This is a genomic window from Falsiroseomonas bella, assembly GCF_003173615.1.
GTDB classification, from domain to species: Bacteria; Pseudomonadota; Alphaproteobacteria; order Acetobacterales; family Acetobacteraceae; genus Falsiroseomonas; species Falsiroseomonas bella.
Map to the genome: position 1 here is coordinate 558,117 of NZ_QGNA01000001.1, position 16,080 is coordinate 574,196.

Sequence of the window (16,080 nt, forward strand, 5' to 3'; positions counted from 1 at the left end):
GCTGATGAGCAATATATCCGGCGGCGAAGACGGTCCGCCTCCCCTCTCCGAATACACGGCGACGGCGCCGCGTCAGCCCGGCCGGTGCTGCCGGACCGCCGGCGCGTCGGTGAGCGAATGGCGGCGCCGCAGCAGGCGCCAGGGGCTGCGTGCGCCGGCCACGCGCCAGACGCCGCCGGTGCCCGCGGCATCCACCAGCGCGACATCGCGGCGGAGCCTGGCCTGCGGCACCAGCTGCATGGGACGGAACAGGCCGGCGCCGCCGCGCGAGCTCGGGATCGGCTTAGCAGGTCGCATTGTCGAAGGCCTCGTTCTTCACGACGATCGTCGCGCGGTGGACCAGATGCTCCGGGCCGCCGAGCAGGCGCAGCCAGACGCCGCTCATGAAGGGCTCGGTGTAGGTGACGCTGTAGGTGACGACCTGTCCGCCGCGACCGGCGCCGGCCGTCGGCGGCGTGTTCATGGCGGAGGCCGCGGCATGGGCGCCCGTGGTCACCTGCAGTCGCTCGGGCGACAGGATGCGTCCGCCCGCATCGGCGATGATCCAGGGAATGGCCTGGGAGCGGCAGGCGATCTCGGCGGGCGCGCCGGCGCGCGTCTGCTGGCCAGTGATGCCGAAGCGGCTGGCCTTGGCGGTGGCGCGATCCAGCGTGGAGGCGACGGCGAGTTGCCAGCCCACCTCCACCACCCCGATCGCCGCCATGAGGAAAGCGGGCAGGAGGAGACCGAACTCGGCCGCGGCCGAACCGCGCCGGCGGCCCGGCCTGGCTTGCGGACCGGCGCAGCGGCCTGCCCTCTCGCCCGGCACAAAGTTTCGCATCGCGTCACACTCCGCAGCCGAATGGCTCAATGTTGAGGCAATAGTCAAAAATTCGCTCCACATTGTCAAGTTACGCAATCGCAAAGACAATGTATGAAAGTGTGTCTTTTACTTTGTTATGTTTGTGCTTGATTGTCATATTCCGTAGTTTTTAGTGAGGTTTGTCGTCCGTATGGCCAATTTGTTTTTGTGTTGACTGACATTTCACACCATTGTATTCGCGCAATGGTTGTGGCGAAGGCGGCCATCTCGGGCTGGCCCGGACGAAGCACGCCAGCAGCGGGGGGCATGCCGCCGGGTGACGGCCGGGACGGTGGCCGAGGCTCGGACCGGGCGTCCGCCCGGCAGGCCTGGACGGGCCTCGGACATACAAGGCGTGAGTCGGAAAATCGGACCGCGTCGCATGCGGCGATGCACTGCCCGCCGTGCGCAGCGCCGGCGGACACACGGATCTCGGCAGGAAATACGGGCAGAGCGCCGACGCGCGGGCCTCCCCGGCGCGGCTGCCGGTCAGCCGCCGCGCAACGAGGCGCGACGGCTCAGAAGCGGCGCAGCAGCCGGTCTATGTAGTCCAGCTCGTCCTGGGGGCGCTCGCGCTCGGCGCCGCGCTTGCGCAGCTCCTCCTGCAGGCGGCGGGTGCGCAGCAGCTCGGCCTCGTCGGGCACGCGGGTGTCGCTGCCATTGTCCTGGGCGCCGGGGGCCTCGCGCGTGCGCCGGCCGAGCGGATCGCGGCCGTCGCCCTGGTTCTGCGCCTGGTCCTGGCCTTCGCCCTCGCCCTGGCCCTCGCCCATCATCTCGCCGGACTCTTCGCCCTCGCCCTCGCCCTCGCCTTCCTGCTGGCCGAACTGGCGCTGCATCTGCTGCGCCATCTGGCGGGCGCCTTCCACCAGCTCGCGGATCGCGCGCTGCTGCGCGTCCCGCGCATCGCCGCCATCCATGAGCTGGTCCTGCGCCTCCCGCATCGCCTGGTCGGCGCGGCCGAGTTGCGGCGGGACCTCGCCGGTGAGGTCGCCGAATTGCTGCATCACCTCGCCCAGCGCGCGGCGCAGCGCGCGCTGCACGCGGGCCTCGCGGTTCGCTTCCGCCTGGGCCTGTTGCTCGGCCTCGGCGCGCTGCTGCTGCTGTTGCTGCTGCTGTTCCGGCGTCTGGCGGTTCCAGGGGCTGCGGCGCTGCGCCTGCTCGGCGCGGCGCTCCGCCTCCCGCCGCTGCGTCTCGGCCTCGGCGCGGCGATGGCCGCTGTCGAGCATGCGGGTCTGGCGCTGCACCATGTCCTGCACCACGCCCATCTGCTGCTCGCCGCGCTGGCGCTGCTGGCGGCGGCGTTCCTGCTGCTCGTTGCGGGCGGAGCGGCCTTCCTCCAGCGCGCGCAGCATCTCCTCGAGCTCGGCGAGCTCGCGCTCGGCGTCCTCGGGGCGGTCCTGGCGGTTGGCCTCGCGCATGCGATCCGTGCGGCGATCGAGGTCGCGGCGGTCCATCAGCCGGTTCTGCGGATCGAAGGGCATCGCCTCCGCATTCTCCTGCTGCAGGCGCTCCGCCATGGCTTCCAGATGGCGGCGGATCGCATCGCGCAGTTCCTGGATGCGGCGCTCCGTCTCGCTGCGCTGCTCGGCGTTGCGCTCCTCGCGCTCGCCGTTGCGCTGTTCCTCCATCTGGCGCTGCGCCTCCTGCAGCGCCTGGCGCAGCTCCTCGCGCGCCTGCTGCAGCGCACGGGCGGTGCGCTCGGCGCGGCCTTCCTCCAGCGCCAGCGCCGTCTCCCACATGATCTCCTGCGCCTCGGTCACCGCCTCCGGCCGGCGGTCGCGGGTCAGGCGGTGGCGCGCCGCGCGGAGCGCCAGGTAGGTGGTGGTGTCGTGCTCGAAGGCTTCCGGCGCGGCGGCGAGGCCATCGAGCGCCCGCCGCGCCTCGGCGCGCGCAGTGGGGTCGAGCGAGAGCGCCTTGCGCAGCGCGATCAGCGCCTGCGCCACGGGGTGGGTGAAGCTGCGCTCCGGAAGGGTCAGCGGCGCGGCGGCGGAGACGCCCTCCTGCTCCGCGCCGTCGCGGGCGCGCAGCAGTATCTCCACCTCGAGCCCCGCCCAGGGATGGGCGGAGAGGTCGGGCGCGGACACGCCGCGCGCGTCGCGCGCCTGGGCCGGCAGCGGGATCTCCACCACATGAGGCGGCGCGTCGGGCCGCGCCTTCAGGCGGATCTCGGCATTCAGCGAGACGGCGCCCCAATCGTCCTGCACCTGCCACGGCAGGCGGATGGCCAGGCCGCGCAGCGCCCGGCCGGGCGCCTCGGTGAAGCTGGCGCGGGGCGGCTGGTCGGCCTGCACCGTCAGCGTCCAGGCCGCGACCTCGGACCCGTCGCGGCGGATCACCAGCCGCGCGCCGTGGTCCAGCACCGCCTCGGCGCCGAAGGAACGCGTGTCGAGCGCGCGGAAGGCGCTGACCGTGTTGCCGGTCTGCAACTCCGGCACGCCGCCGGTGCCGCCCGAGAGCGCGACCTGCAGACGGCTGCCGGCCGGAACGGAGGCCTCGCCGCCGGCCGGGTCGAGGAAGACGGGTGCCGCGGCGGTGTAGGCGGGCGGGGTGATCCAGGCCTCCAGACGCATTGGCGGCGGGGCGGCGGGCATCGCGACCTCGCCGGCGAAGGCGCGGCGCAGGCGCTCCGGCGCCTCCGGCCCGGCGACGACGAGTGATGCGAGCAGCGACAGGCCGAGCGCGGCGCGCAGCGCGATCGGGTCGCGCTTCGCGAGACCGGGCCGCGGCAGGCCGACGCGCAGCCTGCGGACATTCGACAGCACGCGGTCGCGATGCACCTGCCACACCGCCTGCGCCAGCGGATCGTCGCCGGCGGGCTTGTCGGTCAGCGTGGCGAGGGGGCGGTGATCGAGGCCGGATTCGCGCTCCAGCCGCCGGTCGGCGGGATCGTCGCCCGGCCAGCGGAAGCCGCGCAGGCCGTGGCGCAGCGCCACGACGAAGCCGGCGAAGAACCCGGCCGCGATGAGCATGCGCAGCCATCCCGGCAGCAGCAGCGGGATCCCGAGCAGGGCGAAGGTGAGGAAGACGCCGAGAACGCCGAGCGCCGGCCAGATGGCGGGCCAGATCGCCTCCCAGGCCAGCGCCAGCCGCGCGAGGCGGCGGCGCCGGGCCAGTGGGGCGAGCGGCGCGGGCGTCACGCCGCGTACCAGTCGGGCAAGCGCTGGCCGGCGAGCAGGGCTTCGGGCGTCTGGCGTTCGCGCACCACGCCGAAGCGGGCGCCGTCCACCAGGACCTCCGCGGCCAGGGGCCGCGCATTGTAGGTGCTGCTCATCGCCGCTCCGTACGCCCCCGCATCGAGGAACGCGACAAGGCTACCCGGTTCCAGGGTGGGAAGGCCACGATTTCGCGCGAAGGTGTCGCCGGTCTCGCAGACCGGACCGACCACGTCGCAGGACGAGACGGGCGCGACGTAATCGGTGGGCGAGACCGGGACGATGCCGTGCCAGGCCTCGTACATCGCCGGCCGCACCAGGTCGTTCATCGCGGCGTCGAGGATGACGAAGCGGCGCGCGCCGTTGCGCTTCGAGAGGACGACAGACGCCAGCAGCACGCCAGCCGGCCCGGCGATCCAGCGGCCGGGCTCCATCATCAGCCGCACGCCGAGATTGCCGAGCGTGGTCCGGATCGCGCCGGCGAGCGCGGCGGGGCTGGGCGCCGGTTCGTTGCGATAGGGGATGCCGAGGCCGCCGCCGCAATCCACGCGGTCCACCGGCAGGCCCTGCGCGCGCAGCGCGCGGACGAGATCGGCCAGCGCCCGATAGGCGGCGGCATAGGCGCCCATGCCCGCGGTGATCTGGCTGCCGATATGGGTGGCGATGCCGGCGGGGCGGATGCCGGGCGTCGCGGCCATGCGGGCGTAGAGCGCGGGCGCGTCGGCCATGGCGACGCCGAACTTGTTCTCGCTCTTGCCGGTGGTGATCTTGGCGTGGGTCAGCGGGTCCACATCCGGGTTCACGCGGATCGCGACATCCACGGTGCGGCCGAGTTCGGTGGCGGCGGCGGAGATCATGGCGATCTCCTCCACGCTCTCGGCATTGATCTGGCCGACGCCCTGGCCGATGGCGAAACGCAACTCGCGCATCGTCTTGCCCACGCCGGAGAAGACGACGTGGTGGGGCGCGATGCCGGCCGCGAGCGCGGTGCGCAGCTCGCCTTCCGAGACGATGTCGGCGCCGGCGCCTTCGCGCGCCAGGGTGCGCAGAACGGCCAGGTTGGGGTTGGCCTTCACCGCGAAATGGATCTCGCAGTCGAGCGCGGCCTCGCTGAGCGCCGCCTGCATCGCGCGGTAGCGCCGGCGGAGCGTTGCCGCGGAATAGACCCAGGTGGGGGTGCCGATCTCGGCCGCGATGCGGGCGAGCGGCACATCCTCCATCGTCAGCCCGTCCTGGGCATGCGCGGCGAGGTCGGGGCGGCCGGCGAGAAGCTCGGCGAAGGTGGGGTCGGCGTCGTCCGGGGGAAGCGACGGGGCGGGGGCGGCCATGCGCCAAGAATGGGGCTGGGGCGCGGGTTCGGGAAGATGAGGCGCCTCCCTTCTCCCTCCCCCGCATGGCGGGGGAGGGTCGGGGTGGGGGCCTGCGCGCCCCTCAGCTCTTCCGCTCGCGGCTGGCCATGAAGCGCTCGAACTCCTCCTGGTCCTTGGCGCGGCGGAGTTGCTTCACGAAGTCCGAGAATTCCGCGGCCTGCGCATCGAGCTGCCGGCGCTCCTCGTCCAGGCGGGCCAGCACGTTCTGGCGATACTCGTCGAAGGCGACGTTCCCCGTGCTGCCGAAGCCCGGAACGTGCTCCCGCACGCGTTCCCGCATGCGGTCCTTCCAGGGGGTCATCCAGGGGGCGGCCCAAGGGGCGGCATTGCAGGCCATGGCAGGTCTCCAGAGGAAGAAGAAGGCGAGCAGGGCGAGGCCGAGCGGCCACCAGAGGATGAACCCCAAAATCATCGCGGGCAGGCGCCAGCCGCGCAGCGGATGGCCGCCCCATGGGGCCCAGCGGGCCTGACGGGCCTCGCGCCGTGCCTGCTTCAGCTGCTGCTTGTGCCAGCGCCAGGCGAGGTCAGGCGGGAGATCGGAGGGCACCGCGGAGGAAGCGGCGGTCATCGTCGGTCGGCTCCTTCATGCCTGTGGCGTGTCGATGTGACACACATTCACATATCGGCCCGGGCCGCGCGATGTCAAAGGTGTTTACATTACGACACACGCAGCAGGCGGCCGACCGCATCCTCCAGCACCGCCTCGGGCGGCGGCGCGCCGGAGCCGGGCGGTGGCATGCCCGCGCGTTCCAGACCCGCCAAGCCATGGGAGATCGCCCACACCTCCAGCGCGAGCAGCCGGACGCGGTTGGGGTCACCGGCCTCGGGCAGGACGCGGGCGATGGCGCCGACCAGCGCGGCGAAGGGTCCGTCGGGCGCCTGGTCGGACGGGGGCGGCGTCGGGTCGCGCCAGGCGAACATCACGCCGTAATAGCCCGGCTCCTCCCGCGCGAAGGCGAGATAGGCATGGCCCATGGCGAGCAGCCCCTCACGCACGCCCTTGCCGATCGCGGCGTCCTTCAGCCTGGCGCCGAAGGCCTCGAAGCCGCGGCGGCAGAGTTCCGACAGCAGCGCGTCCTTGTCGCGGAAGTGGCGGTAGGGGGCGGAAGGCGAGACGCCGGCGAGGCGCGCGGCCTCGACCAGGGTGAAGCCATGCGCGCCGCGCTCGGCCGCGAGCTGCCGCGCGGCCTCGAGCAGGGCTTCCTTGAGGTTGCCGTGGTGATAGCCGCGGCGGCAGAAGCCGAAGGGCGCGGCGCCCTCGGCCGGCTCCTCGGGCCGGCGCCCCCAGGGGCCGCGCGATGTGTGCCAGCGTGACATTGGCCCGATATGGCATGCGCGGCGGTTCGGCCCAACCCGCGAGCGTGACTGGATCGGCCGCCTTCCCTGCCGCTACCGTGCGCGGAAACGCGAATGGGGAGGGTCCGATGGTTTTCGTCGTCATCGCGAAGGACGGCAAGGATGCCGAAGCGCCGGCGCGCCGCATGGCAGTGCGTCCGCGACACATGGCGCGGATCGGACCCTGCGCCGAGAAGGGCGAGATCCTGGCGGGCGTGGCGCTGCTCGATCGGCCCGACGGCACGATGGTCGGCTCGATTATGGTGGTGGACCTGCCGGACGAGGCCGCGGTGCGCGCCTGGCTGGCGGAGGACCCCTACATGCAGGAGGGCGTTTGGAAGGATGTCACCATCCTGCCCGGACGCGTCGCGCCTCTGCCCTATCGCCCGCTGCCCGGCAGCACGCCGGGCGGATGAAGGCCGTCAGCGCGCCGGATAGACCCGCGGGTAGGTGATCTGCTCCGGCGGGCCGGGCGGGCGGATGTCGCCGGTGCGGCCGCAGGCGGCAAGGAGGACGAGGACGAGGAGGAGGAGGGGTTGCGCCGCCCCCACCCCGACCCTCCCCCGCATGCGGGGGAGGGAGAACTGAGCGCTCATGCCAGCTTCTCCTTCCACTCCGCCGCCATCTTCGCGACATTGGCTGGGGCGGTGCCGCCATAGCTGGTCCGGGAGCGGACCGAGGCACCGACGCTCAGCACGTCGAAGATTCCCTCCGAGATGCGCGGCTCCACCGCCTGCATCTCCGCCAGCGTCAGGCCGGCCAGGTCCACGCCCTTCTGCTCCGCCATCGCCACCAGCTTCCCCGTCACATGGTGGGCGTCGCGGAACGGCATCTTCAATTCGCGCACCAGCCAGTCCGCCAGGTCCGTCGCGGTGGAGAAGCCGGCGCCCGCCGCGGCCTCCAGCCGCGCGACCTGCGGCTGCATGTCGCGCACCATGCCGCCGATGGCCGCCAGCGCCAGCGCCAGGTTCTCGGCGGCGTCGAAGACCGGCTCCTTGTCCTCCTGCATGTCCTTGAAATAGGTCAGCGCGAGGCCCTTCATCACCGTGAGCATGCCGACGAGGTTGCCGATCATCCGCCCCGTCTTGCCCCGCACCAGCTCCGCCGCATCGGGGTTGCGCTTCTGCGGCATGATGGAGCTGCCGGTGGTGAAGGCGTCGCTCAGCTTGACGAAGCCGAAATAGGGGTTCGTCCAGATCACGATCTCCTCCGCGAAGCGGCTGAGATGCGTGGCGCACATCGCGCAGGCGAACAGGAACTCCGCGGCGAAGTCGCGCGACGCGACGCTGTCCAGGCTGTTGCGCGTGGGGCCGTCGAAGCCGAGCGCCTTGGCCGTCATGTGGCGGTCGATCGGGAAGCCGGTGCCGCAGAGCGCAGCGGCGCCGAGCGGGCTTTCGTTCAGCCGGGCGCGGCAATCCGCGAGGCGCCCGCGATCGCGCGACAGCATCTCGACATAGGCCAGCAGGTGATGGCCGAAGGTGGTGGGCTGGGCGGGCTGCAGATGGGTGAAGCCTGGCATCACCGTGCCGGCATGCTCCGCCGCGCGCGCGACCAGGGCGCGCATGACGTCGGCGATCTGCGCATCCAGCCCGTCGATCGCGTCGCGCACCCAGAGGCGCACGTCCAGCGCGACCTGGTCGTTGCGGCTGCGGCCGGTGTGCAGGCGCTTGCCGGCCTCCCCGATGCGCTCCGTCAGGCGCGCCTCGATGTTCATGTGGATGTCTTCCAGCGCCTCGGACCAGGCGAAGCCACCCGCCTCGATGTCGCGCGCGATGTCCGCGAGGCCCTGCCGGATTGCCGCCTCGTCCTCGCTTGAGATGATCCCGACCCGGGACAACATCTGCGCGTGGGCGAGGCTGCCGAAAATGTCCTGGCGCCACATCTTGCGGTCGAAGCCGATGCTGGCATTGATCTCCCGCATGATGGCGCCGGGGCCCTCGGCATAGCGCCCGCCCCAAAGGGAGTTTTGCGTCTTGTTCGTCTCGTCGCCCACGGAGGAGTGCATCCTGTGCTGACACGCCGGCAGTTCGGCGTCCTGGGCGGGACGCTGGCCACGGCCGCCGCGGCGCGTCAAGCCGCGGCCGCCGCGGGCCCCGAGAAGCTGCGGGAGACGCCGGAAGGCCGCCCCCTGCCCGAGAACCTGGTCTTCCAGGATGCGGAGGGAAAGGAGACGCGCTTCGACGCCTTCCGCGGCAAGGGTCTCGTCGTGAATTTCTGGGCCACCTGGTGCCCGCCCTGCGTGGCCGAGATGCCCGCGCTGGACCGCGCGCACGCCGCGCTGGCGCGCGAGGGGATCGAGGTGCTGGCGCTGTCCTCCGACCGCGGCGGGCGCACCGTGGTGGAGCCCTTCTACCAGCGCACGGGCCTGCGCCACCTGGCGATGTGGTTCGACGCGCGCGGCGCGACGGGCCGCGCGCTCGGCATCCGTGGCCTGCCGACCACCGTCATCCTCGACCGGCGCGGCCTCGAAGTCGCGCGCCTGGAAGGCGAGGCCGCCTGGGACACGCCCGAGATGCTCGCCGCGATCCGCCGCCTCGTGCGCGGCGGCTCCCCCGCCAACACCACCACCTGAGCGCAGGAACACGACCATGCCGGATGACGCGATGCCCGCCACGACCTTCGAGGCGAAGCTCGACAAGCTGGCCGCGCTGGCGGTGCGCGTGGGGCTGAACCTGCGCCCTGGCCAGGAAGTGGTCATGACCGCGCCGCTGGAAGCGATGCCGCTGGTGCGCCGCATCGCGGAGCACGCCTACAAGGCCGGCGCGACGCTGGTGACGCCGCTGATCTCGGACGACGCGGTGGCGCTGGCGCGCTACCGCCACGCGCATCCGGCCGAGGCCTTCGACGTCGCGCCGGGCTGGCTGTTTAACGCCATGGCCGAGGCTTTCCGGGCTGGCGCGGCGCGGCTTGCGGTGGTGGGCGACGACCCGACGCTGCTCTCGGCCGAGGATCCCGAGAAGGTGGCGCGCGCCAACAAGGCGCGCAGCATGGCCTATCGCCCGGCGCTGGAACTGATCACCAGCTTCTCGATCAACTGGAACCTGGTGCCGGCCGCGACGCCGGGCTGGGCGCGCCAAGTGTTTCCGGGCGTGCCGGACGACGAAGCCGTGGCAAAGCTGTGGGACGCGATCTTCGCCGCCTGCCGCGTGGAGGTGGCCGATCCTGTCGCCGAATGGGCGCGGCACAATGCGACGCTGCATGCCCGCACCGCCTTCCTCAACGGCAAGGATTTTGCGGCCATCCATTTCCGTGGCCCCGGCACGGATCTGCGCGTGGGACTTGCCGACGGGCATCTCTGGGCGGGCGGGGCGGAGCCGGCGAAGAACGGGATCACCTGCAACCCGAACATCCCGACGGAAGAGGTCTTCACCACGCCGCACCGCCTGCGCGTGGACGGCACCGTGCGCTCGACCAAGCCGCTCGCCTACCAGGGCACGCTGATCGAGGACATTTCCGTTCGTTTTGAAAGTGGGCGGATTGTCGAGGCTAATGCGTCGAAGGGCGCCGAGGTGCTGCGCAAGGTGCTGACCACGGACGAGGGCGCGGCGCGGCTCGGGGAGGTGGCGCTGGTGCCGCATTCCTCGCCGATCTCGAAATCGGGCCTGCTGTTCCGCAACACGCTGTTCGACGAGAACGCGGCAAGCCACATCGCGCTCGGCCAGGCCTACACCACCTGCCTGCGGGACACCGCCGGCGTGCCGAAGGACAAGCTCGCGGAACGCGGCGCCAATGCCTCCCTGATCCATATCGACTGGATGATCGGATCGGGCGGGGTGGACCTTGACGGCGTGACGAAGTCCGGCGCCGTGGAGCCGCTGATGCGCAAAGGGGAATTCGTGGCGGGGCCGGTGTGAGGCGGCCAGACATCTCCGGAACAGCACTGTGTCGCGGATCGCCATGAAAGCCGCAACAGACAAGCCGTAGCGCACACAAAACCATTCGGTAGATTTCAGATCTTCTGTTTTCGCGCAATGGTTGTGTTTTGCCGACCGTTGCGCACGCCTGGGTTCATGTCGTACCGAGCTCGGATCGGAACGGCATCGAGGCGCTCATGGCTCGTCAGACCATCTGGTTCGGCACGCGCGCGGTGGACTTTCTCGACCCCGTCACGGGCGAGCAGATCGGCGTGCTCGACGAGGCTTCCGATTTCTTCACGCGGCGCCTCGCCTCGGGCGAATTCGATACCGACCAGGTCACCGCCCAGCAGCTTCTGGCGTTCATCGGCACGACCGAGCAGATCGCGACGCTCGGCATAGACCTGTCGGACGGCGTGGTGGACGCGCCGAACGCACCGCGTCCGGACGTCACCCTGGTCGGCGACCTGCAGGTCGGCGAAGGCGTCGTTGCGCACAACATCGCCGATGTCACGGGCGGAACCCGGGTCACCGACCTGACCGGGGCGCTCGGAGAAGAGGACCCCGTCCGGATCAGCGGCCATGGCCGCGCGAATGGTGCGGTCCTCGCCGCGGCGATCACGGAGGGCGGCGGGACGGGGAACTACGTCACCTTCTCGAATGGGCTGGGCTTCGGGCTGATCGGCGGCTCGGGATGGGATCCGGGCGGCAACGCCACCCGCCTGAACGACGGAGAAAGCATCACCTTCACGCTGGCCGGCGGCCGCATGCTGGCAGAGGCGAGCTTCACCGTTCGCGTGCTGAACGCCGGCGCGACCACCATCGCTCTCGACAGCGACGGCCGCACGATCCGCGACACCAATGACGCGGCGCAGGGCGGCTTCGTGCAGGACGGATCGGCCGGCGAGGTGCTGATCCGCGACGTCGCGGACGGCACCCGGGTGCGCATCCTGTTCGACGCCGGCCAGGTGCTGGTCGGCGATGCGGCGATCGAGGCCGCGGCATTCCTCGCCGCCTTCGCGGAGGCTGGCGGGGCTGCGCTGACGCTCGGCTCCGTGGTGGGGAATGCCATCGGCTGGTCGGCGGACGACCTGATCCTGGAGACGCGCGACGCGGAGGAGACGATCGTCAACCGTGCACCCGATGCACGCGACGACGCCTTCGGTGCAACGCCGGGCGGCGCCGACGTCACGGCCGCGCTGCTCTCGAACGACGTCGATCCGGAAGGCCTGCCGCTGCAGGTCGTCGCAGTCGGGCCGGCTTCCTCCGGCTTCGTATCCCTGGTGGACGGCGTCGTCGCCTATACCGCCGATGCCGCTGCCTATCGCGCGCTCGGCGAAGGCCAGACGCTGGACGTGACCTTCACCTACACGGTGCGCGACGCCGGCGGGCTGGAGGACACGGCGACGGCGACGCTGACGCTGACCGGCGTGAACGACGCGCCCGTGGCAGCCGACCTGATCGTGATGGCGCCCGGCGGCAGCGCATCGTCCTGGGCTTTCCCGGCCTACGATGCCGAGCCGGGCGCGCTCGATTTCGAGATGACCTCAGGGCCGGCCAAGGGCCGCGTCACGCTGTTTCCGGGCGGCACCTTCACCTTCGACCCTGGCGAGGACTTCGCCGCTCTGCCGGCGGGCGGCTCCGAAGTGGTCTCCTTCAGCTATGTCGCCATGGACGAAGACGCGGCGCTCTCCGCGGAGCGCACGGTCACGCTCGTCGTGCTCGGGGGCGCGCTCGCACCGGGCAGCGACGCGGACGACACGGTGGCGCCGAGTGCGGCCGCGCAGCTGATCGACCCCGGCCTCGGCAACGACAGTGTGGATGCCGGGGGCGGCGACGACGCCATCCTGCACCGCGCGGGCGAGGGCCAGGACAGCGTGGATGGCGGCGACGGCCGGGACACGCTGGTCGTCGTCGCGAACGCGGTCACCATCACCGCGGCGGGGGGCAGGCTCGTCGTGCAGACCGGCCCGGGCTCCGGCGTGACGGCCACCTCCATCGAGGAGATCGTCCTGCGCGGCACCGACGGCAGCGACAACGTCGTCATCTCGGGCGACCTCGCATCGGTCGGGGTATCGCCGAACACGGTGCGGGTGGATGGCGGAGACGGCGACGACGTGATCAACGGCGCGCTGCTTGCCGGCACGCCGCCGGTGCGGCTGGTCGCCGATGGCGGCGCCGGCAACGACCAGATCACCGGCGGCGACGCGGACGACATCCTCTCCGGCGGCGACGGCGACGACAGGCTCGGCGGCGGCGCCGGGCTGAACGTGCTCTACGGCGGCGCCGGCGCCGACACCTTCGAGGGCGGGCAAAGCAACCAGCAGGAGGTCTTCGTCCTGGTGGCCGGCGAGGCGAATGGCGACGTGCTGCGGAACGTCGACGGCTTTGGCTACAGCGACATCTTCGTCACCCTCCCGCGCGACAACGTCTTCCTCGTCGGCTACGGCGGCGCGCCAGCGATCGACCTGGGCGGCGGGACCTGGCAGATCGGCGGCGACGTCATCCGTTTCGAAAGCGACTTCGGACCCTGGCTCCCCACCGCGGACGTCTTCATCTTCGTCCACGAGATGCCGACCGACTTCTTCACGCCCATCGCCGCGCCGGATGGCCTTGTGTTCGGCTCACCGGATCCGAACCAGGGCTTCGCGCCGGTGGAGGTCAGCGGCACGCTTCTCGCGAACGACCGCGACCCCGACGGCTCGCCGCTCAGGATCAAGTGGGTGACCGATGTCGTGCTGCTCGGCGTCACCTCGCCTCTCGGCGGCTGGGATGCGCGGTTCGATGTCTTCGGATCCGAGCCGGCCGTGTTCCTGCAGGGCGATGACGGCAGCCAGACGCTCACCTTGGACAGCGCCTTCTTCGGCGCCATGGCGCTAGGCCAGACGGCGGAATTCACCTTCGCCTACACGATCTTCGACCAGGCCGGCTTCGAGAGCCGTGCAACAGGCTGGCTCAGCATCGCCGGCACCGCCGACGACGCGACGATCGGCGGCGATCTTGCCGCCGCTGCCAGCCTCGCCGGCCCGCAGGTCGGCGGTCGCGCGACCATCGCCGATCCCGATATCGGCGAGGCCGTCTTCACGCTGCCTTCGGGCCTGTCCGGCAGCTACGGCCAGTTCACCTTCGATGTCGCGACCGGCGAGTGGACGTATCTGCTGGATGGCGAGAACGCGGATGTGCTGGCGCTCGCGCCGGATGAGACGCTGCAGGACAGGCTGCGCATCACCTCCCTCGACGGCAGCGCCGAGGCCGAGATCGTGGTCGAGCTGCGCGGCAATGCGCCGCCCGTGGCGGAGGCGGATTTCCTCTTCTACCGCGCGACAGAACCCGGCGAAGTGCTCGGGGTCATCGACATCACGGATGCCTTGCTCGCGAACGACAGCGATCCCGAAGCCCAGCCGCTTGAGATCGTCGGCGTCGGGGAGGTGACCTTCGCGTGGGATCCGACCCCGCCGGACAGCATCATGCCGGAGGTGACGCTGCAGAACGGTCGCGTCCTGCTCGAGACGGACGACTTCTACCGGACGCTGTGGGAGCGGGAGGGGGCGACCTTCGACATCGCCTACACGATCCGCGACGCCGGCGGCCTGGAAGCCACGGTCACCGCCGGCATCACGCTGGTCGGCGTCAACGATCCTGGCACCATCACCGGATCGCTGACGGCCCGTATCGATGCGTCCAACCCCTGGGCCTTCGCCCAAGGCGAGCTCCTCATCGAGGATGCCGACTTCGGCATGTGGTTCGCGGACGCAGATCCGGCCGATGTGTCCGGGCCGTACGGCAGCTTCGGCTTCGATCCGTATTCCGGCGCCTGGAGCTTTACCTACGATCCGACGACGCAGGCTTCCCAGGCGCTGCTGCCAGGCGACTTGGTGACCGAGACTCTGACCGTCACGCTTCTCGACGGCGGCGCCAGCCGCACCATCGCGGTCAACATCTTCGTGCCGTCCGCCGGCCCGCCGCCTGTCTTCCTTGCCGACATCGCCGCCGGCATGGGCGGCTTCCGCATGCTCGGCGACGAGGATGTCACGGCGGACGGCCTCGGCGTGGCGCTCGCCACCGTCGGCGACCTGAATGGTGACGGCCGGTCGGACCTGATCGTCGGCGCACCGCGCAACAGCGCGGGCGGCGTCGAGGCCGGCGCCGCCTATGTGGTGTTCGGCAAGGCGGACGGCGCCGCGGTGCCGCTGGAGAACGTCGCAGCCGGCCAGGGCGGCTTCGCGATCATCGGCGAGACGGGTCAGGATCTGGCCGGCACATCGGTCTCCGCGATCGGAGACATGAACGGTGACGGGCTGCCCGAGATGCTCATCAGCGCGCTGTCGCTCGATCCGACCGGCACGGGGCGCAATGGCGCGGCCTATGTGGTCTGGGGGCAGGCCGACAGCACGGCGGTGAACCTGGACGACGTCGCCGCCGGCACGGGCGGGTTCAAGGTGATCGGCAGCGACGGCCAGTTGGCCGGCGATGTCGTGCGAGCCGTCGGCGACCTCAACGGCGACGGGCTGCCGGACTTCGCCATCACCTCCCGCGGCAGCAACAACGGGGGCGAAAGCCCGGGCCTCGTGCATGTCGTCTGGGGCAAGGCGGATGGCGATCCGGTCGCCCTCGCCGACGTCACCGCGGGCACGGGCGGCTTCGTCATCACCGGCGAGGATGGCGGCCAGCGCATCCTGCAATCGCTGACTTCGATCGCGGACCTGAACGGCGACGGGCTGCGCGAGATCCTGATCGGCAGCGAAGCCTGGACGCAGGGCGACGAGGCGCTGGGGCGGGCCTATGTCGTCTGGGGCAAGGCGGATGGCGGCGCGGTGGACCTCGCCGCGGTCGCCACGGGCAATGGCGGCTTCGCCATCACCCTGGGCGGCCAGGGCGCGTGGAGCGCCTCGGTGTATGTCTCCTCCCTCGGCGACATCAATGGCGACGGGCTGGAGGAGATCCTGCTCGGCTCGCCCTTCGCCGATGCGCATGCCGAGGATGTGGGCGGGGCCTTCGTCGTGTGGGGCAAGGCGGATTCCGCGCCGGTCGAGATCGACCTGGCCGGCACGGCGCCTTTCGCGGGCTTCCGCATCCAGGGGGAGGCCGCTTATGACTTCGCCGGCTTCTCCGTGGCCGACGCGGGCGACATGAACGGCGACGGCAGGTCCGACATCCTGATCGGCTCCCCGTACAACGACGCGGGCGGCGACTTCGCTGGCGCGGCCTATCTCGTCTGGGGCCAGGACGATCTGGATACGATCACGCTTTCGGGGCTGGCGCAGAACGGCCATGGCGTGAAGTTCATCGGCGCCGCACCGGGCGACGGGGTCGGCTGGGCTGTCGGCTCGGCCGGCGACATGAATGGCGACGGCCGTGGCGAAGTGCTGATCGGGCAGATCAGCTTCACGTCCCCCCTGCCCGATCCCGGCTCGGCCTATGTCGTGTTCGCGCAGTCGGATTGGATCGTCACCCCGTGACTCGACGGTCCCGCTTCGGCCCCTCTCGCCGGAGGGCTGGAACGCCTGCGCGTTCCGGCCGTCTGATCG

At 71.3% G+C, this 16,080-nt stretch carries 12 protein-coding genes; 4 read left to right on the forward strand and 8 right to left on the reverse strand.

What is annotated here, in order from left to right; genetic code table 11:
* Window positions 1–72 precede the first annotated feature (72 nt).
* From DFH01_RS27745 to DFH01_RS02565, 6 genes are all read right to left on the reverse strand, one after another.
* A complete protein-coding gene (locus DFH01_RS27745) occupies window positions 73–297 on the reverse strand; it encodes a hypothetical protein (protein ID WP_146216976.1) in 225 nt (74 codons plus the stop codon).
* Window positions 284–883 carry a TadE/TadG family type IV pilus assembly protein gene (locus tag DFH01_RS02545; RefSeq protein WP_109868818.1) on the reverse strand — a complete coding sequence of 200 codons (600 nt, stop codon included), beginning with the start codon at window positions 881–883 and terminating at the stop codon, window positions 284–286. The genes DFH01_RS27745 and DFH01_RS02545 overlap by 14 nt, the downstream gene beginning before the upstream one ends.
* Before the next feature lie 476 nt (window positions 884–1,359).
* The gene (locus DFH01_RS02550) at window positions 1,360–3,978 is read right to left on the reverse strand and encodes a TIGR02302 family protein (RefSeq protein ID WP_158287589.1); all 2,619 of its coding nucleotides are present in this window, start codon (window positions 3,976–3,978) and stop codon (window positions 1,360–1,362) included.
* Window positions 3,975–5,321 carry a diaminopimelate decarboxylase gene (gene lysA / locus DFH01_RS02555; RefSeq protein ID WP_109868820.1) on the reverse strand — a complete coding sequence of 449 codons (1,347 nt, stop codon included), beginning with the start codon at window positions 5,319–5,321 and terminating at the stop codon, window positions 3,975–3,977. Before lysA ends, DFH01_RS02550 begins: the two co-directional genes overlap by 4 nt.
* A 103-nt stretch (window positions 5,322–5,424) precedes the next feature.
* Window positions 5,425–5,931: a DUF2852 domain-containing protein gene (locus DFH01_RS02560; protein ID WP_109868821.1), complete on the reverse strand. Its 507-nt coding sequence runs from the start codon at window positions 5,929–5,931 to the stop codon at window positions 5,425–5,427.
* Window positions 5,932–6,020: 89 nt separating this feature from the next.
* On the reverse strand, window positions 6,021–6,680 hold the full coding sequence (locus DFH01_RS02565) for a TetR/AcrR family transcriptional regulator (RefSeq protein WP_109868822.1): 660 nt from the start codon (window positions 6,678–6,680) through the stop codon (window positions 6,021–6,023).
* A 107-nt stretch (window positions 6,681–6,787) separates the two neighbouring features.
* Here DFH01_RS02565 and DFH01_RS02570 point away from each other — a divergent pair, with 107 nt between their 5' ends.
* Window positions 6,788–7,114 (forward strand): YciI family protein, encoded by a 327-nt coding sequence (locus DFH01_RS02570; RefSeq protein ID WP_109868823.1) that lies wholly within the window; start codon window positions 6,788–6,790, stop codon window positions 7,112–7,114.
* Between the two features lie 6 nt (window positions 7,115–7,120).
* Here DFH01_RS02570 and DFH01_RS28035 read toward each other — a convergent pair whose 3' ends face one another.
* Window positions 7,121–7,294: a lipoprotein gene (locus DFH01_RS28035; RefSeq protein ID WP_158287590.1), complete on the reverse strand. Its 174-nt coding sequence runs from the start codon at window positions 7,292–7,294 to the stop codon at window positions 7,121–7,123.
* On the reverse strand, window positions 7,291–8,703 hold the full coding sequence (argH, locus tag DFH01_RS02575; protein WP_109868824.1) for an argininosuccinate lyase: 1,413 nt from the start codon (window positions 8,701–8,703) through the stop codon (window positions 7,291–7,293). Before argH ends, DFH01_RS28035 begins: the two co-directional genes overlap by 4 nt.
* Window positions 8,704–8,706: 3 nt before the next feature.
* Between argH and DFH01_RS02580 the strand changes: the two genes are divergently transcribed.
* The 3 genes from DFH01_RS02580 to DFH01_RS28960 all read left to right on the forward strand — a co-directional run bounded on the left by DFH01_RS02580 (window position 8,707) and on the right by DFH01_RS28960 (window position 16,011).
* Window positions 8,707–9,270 carry a TlpA family protein disulfide reductase gene (locus DFH01_RS02580; protein ID WP_233255931.1) on the forward strand — a complete coding sequence of 188 codons (564 nt, stop codon included), beginning with the start codon at window positions 8,707–8,709 and terminating at the stop codon, window positions 9,268–9,270.
* 16 nt (window positions 9,271–9,286) lie between these two features.
* Window positions 9,287–10,552, forward strand: coding sequence for an aminopeptidase (locus DFH01_RS02585; RefSeq protein WP_109868825.1), 1,266 nt, complete (start codon window positions 9,287–9,289; stop codon window positions 10,550–10,552).
* A 197-nt stretch (window positions 10,553–10,749) separates the two neighbouring features.
* Window positions 10,750–16,011, forward strand: a complete 5,262-nt coding sequence (locus DFH01_RS28960) for a cadherin-like domain-containing protein (RefSeq protein ID WP_109868826.1) — start codon at window positions 10,750–10,752, stop codon at window positions 16,009–16,011.
* Window positions 16,012–16,080: the final 69 nt, after the last annotated feature.

Bases quoted from the DNA above. Each gene is read 5' to 3' on its own strand.
- DFH01_RS02585 (WP_109868825.1), top strand. From the start codon at position 9,287: ATGCCGGATGACGCGATGCCCGCCACGACCTTCGAGGCGAAGCTCGAC.
- argH (WP_109868824.1), bottom strand. From the start codon at position 8,703: ATGCACTCCTCCGTGGGCGACGAGACGAACAAGACGCAAAACTCCCTT.
- DFH01_RS02545 (WP_109868818.1), bottom strand. From the start codon at position 883: ATGTGGAGCGAATTTTTGACTATTGCCTCAACATTGAGCCATTCGGCT.
- DFH01_RS02570 (WP_109868823.1), top strand. From the start codon at position 6,788: ATGGTTTTCGTCGTCATCGCGAAGGACGGCAAGGATGCCGAAGCGCCG.
- DFH01_RS28960 (WP_109868826.1), top strand. From the start codon at position 10,750: ATGGCTCGTCAGACCATCTGGTTCGGCACGCGCGCGGTGGACTTTCTC.
- DFH01_RS27745 (WP_146216976.1), bottom strand. From the start codon at position 297: ATGCGACCTGCTAAGCCGATCCCGAGCTCGCGCGGCGGCGCCGGCCTG.
- lysA (WP_109868820.1), bottom strand. From the start codon at position 5,321: ATGGCCGCCCCCGCCCCGTCGCTTCCCCCGGACGACGCCGACCCCACC.
- DFH01_RS02565 (WP_109868822.1), bottom strand. From the start codon at position 6,680: ATGTCACGCTGGCACACATCGCGCGGCCCCTGGGGGCGCCGGCCCGAG.
- DFH01_RS02560 (WP_109868821.1), bottom strand. From the start codon at position 5,931: ATGACCGCCGCTTCCTCCGCGGTGCCCTCCGATCTCCCGCCTGACCTC.
- DFH01_RS28035 (WP_158287590.1), bottom strand. From the start codon at position 7,294: ATGAGCGCTCAGTTCTCCCTCCCCCGCATGCGGGGGAGGGTCGGGGTG.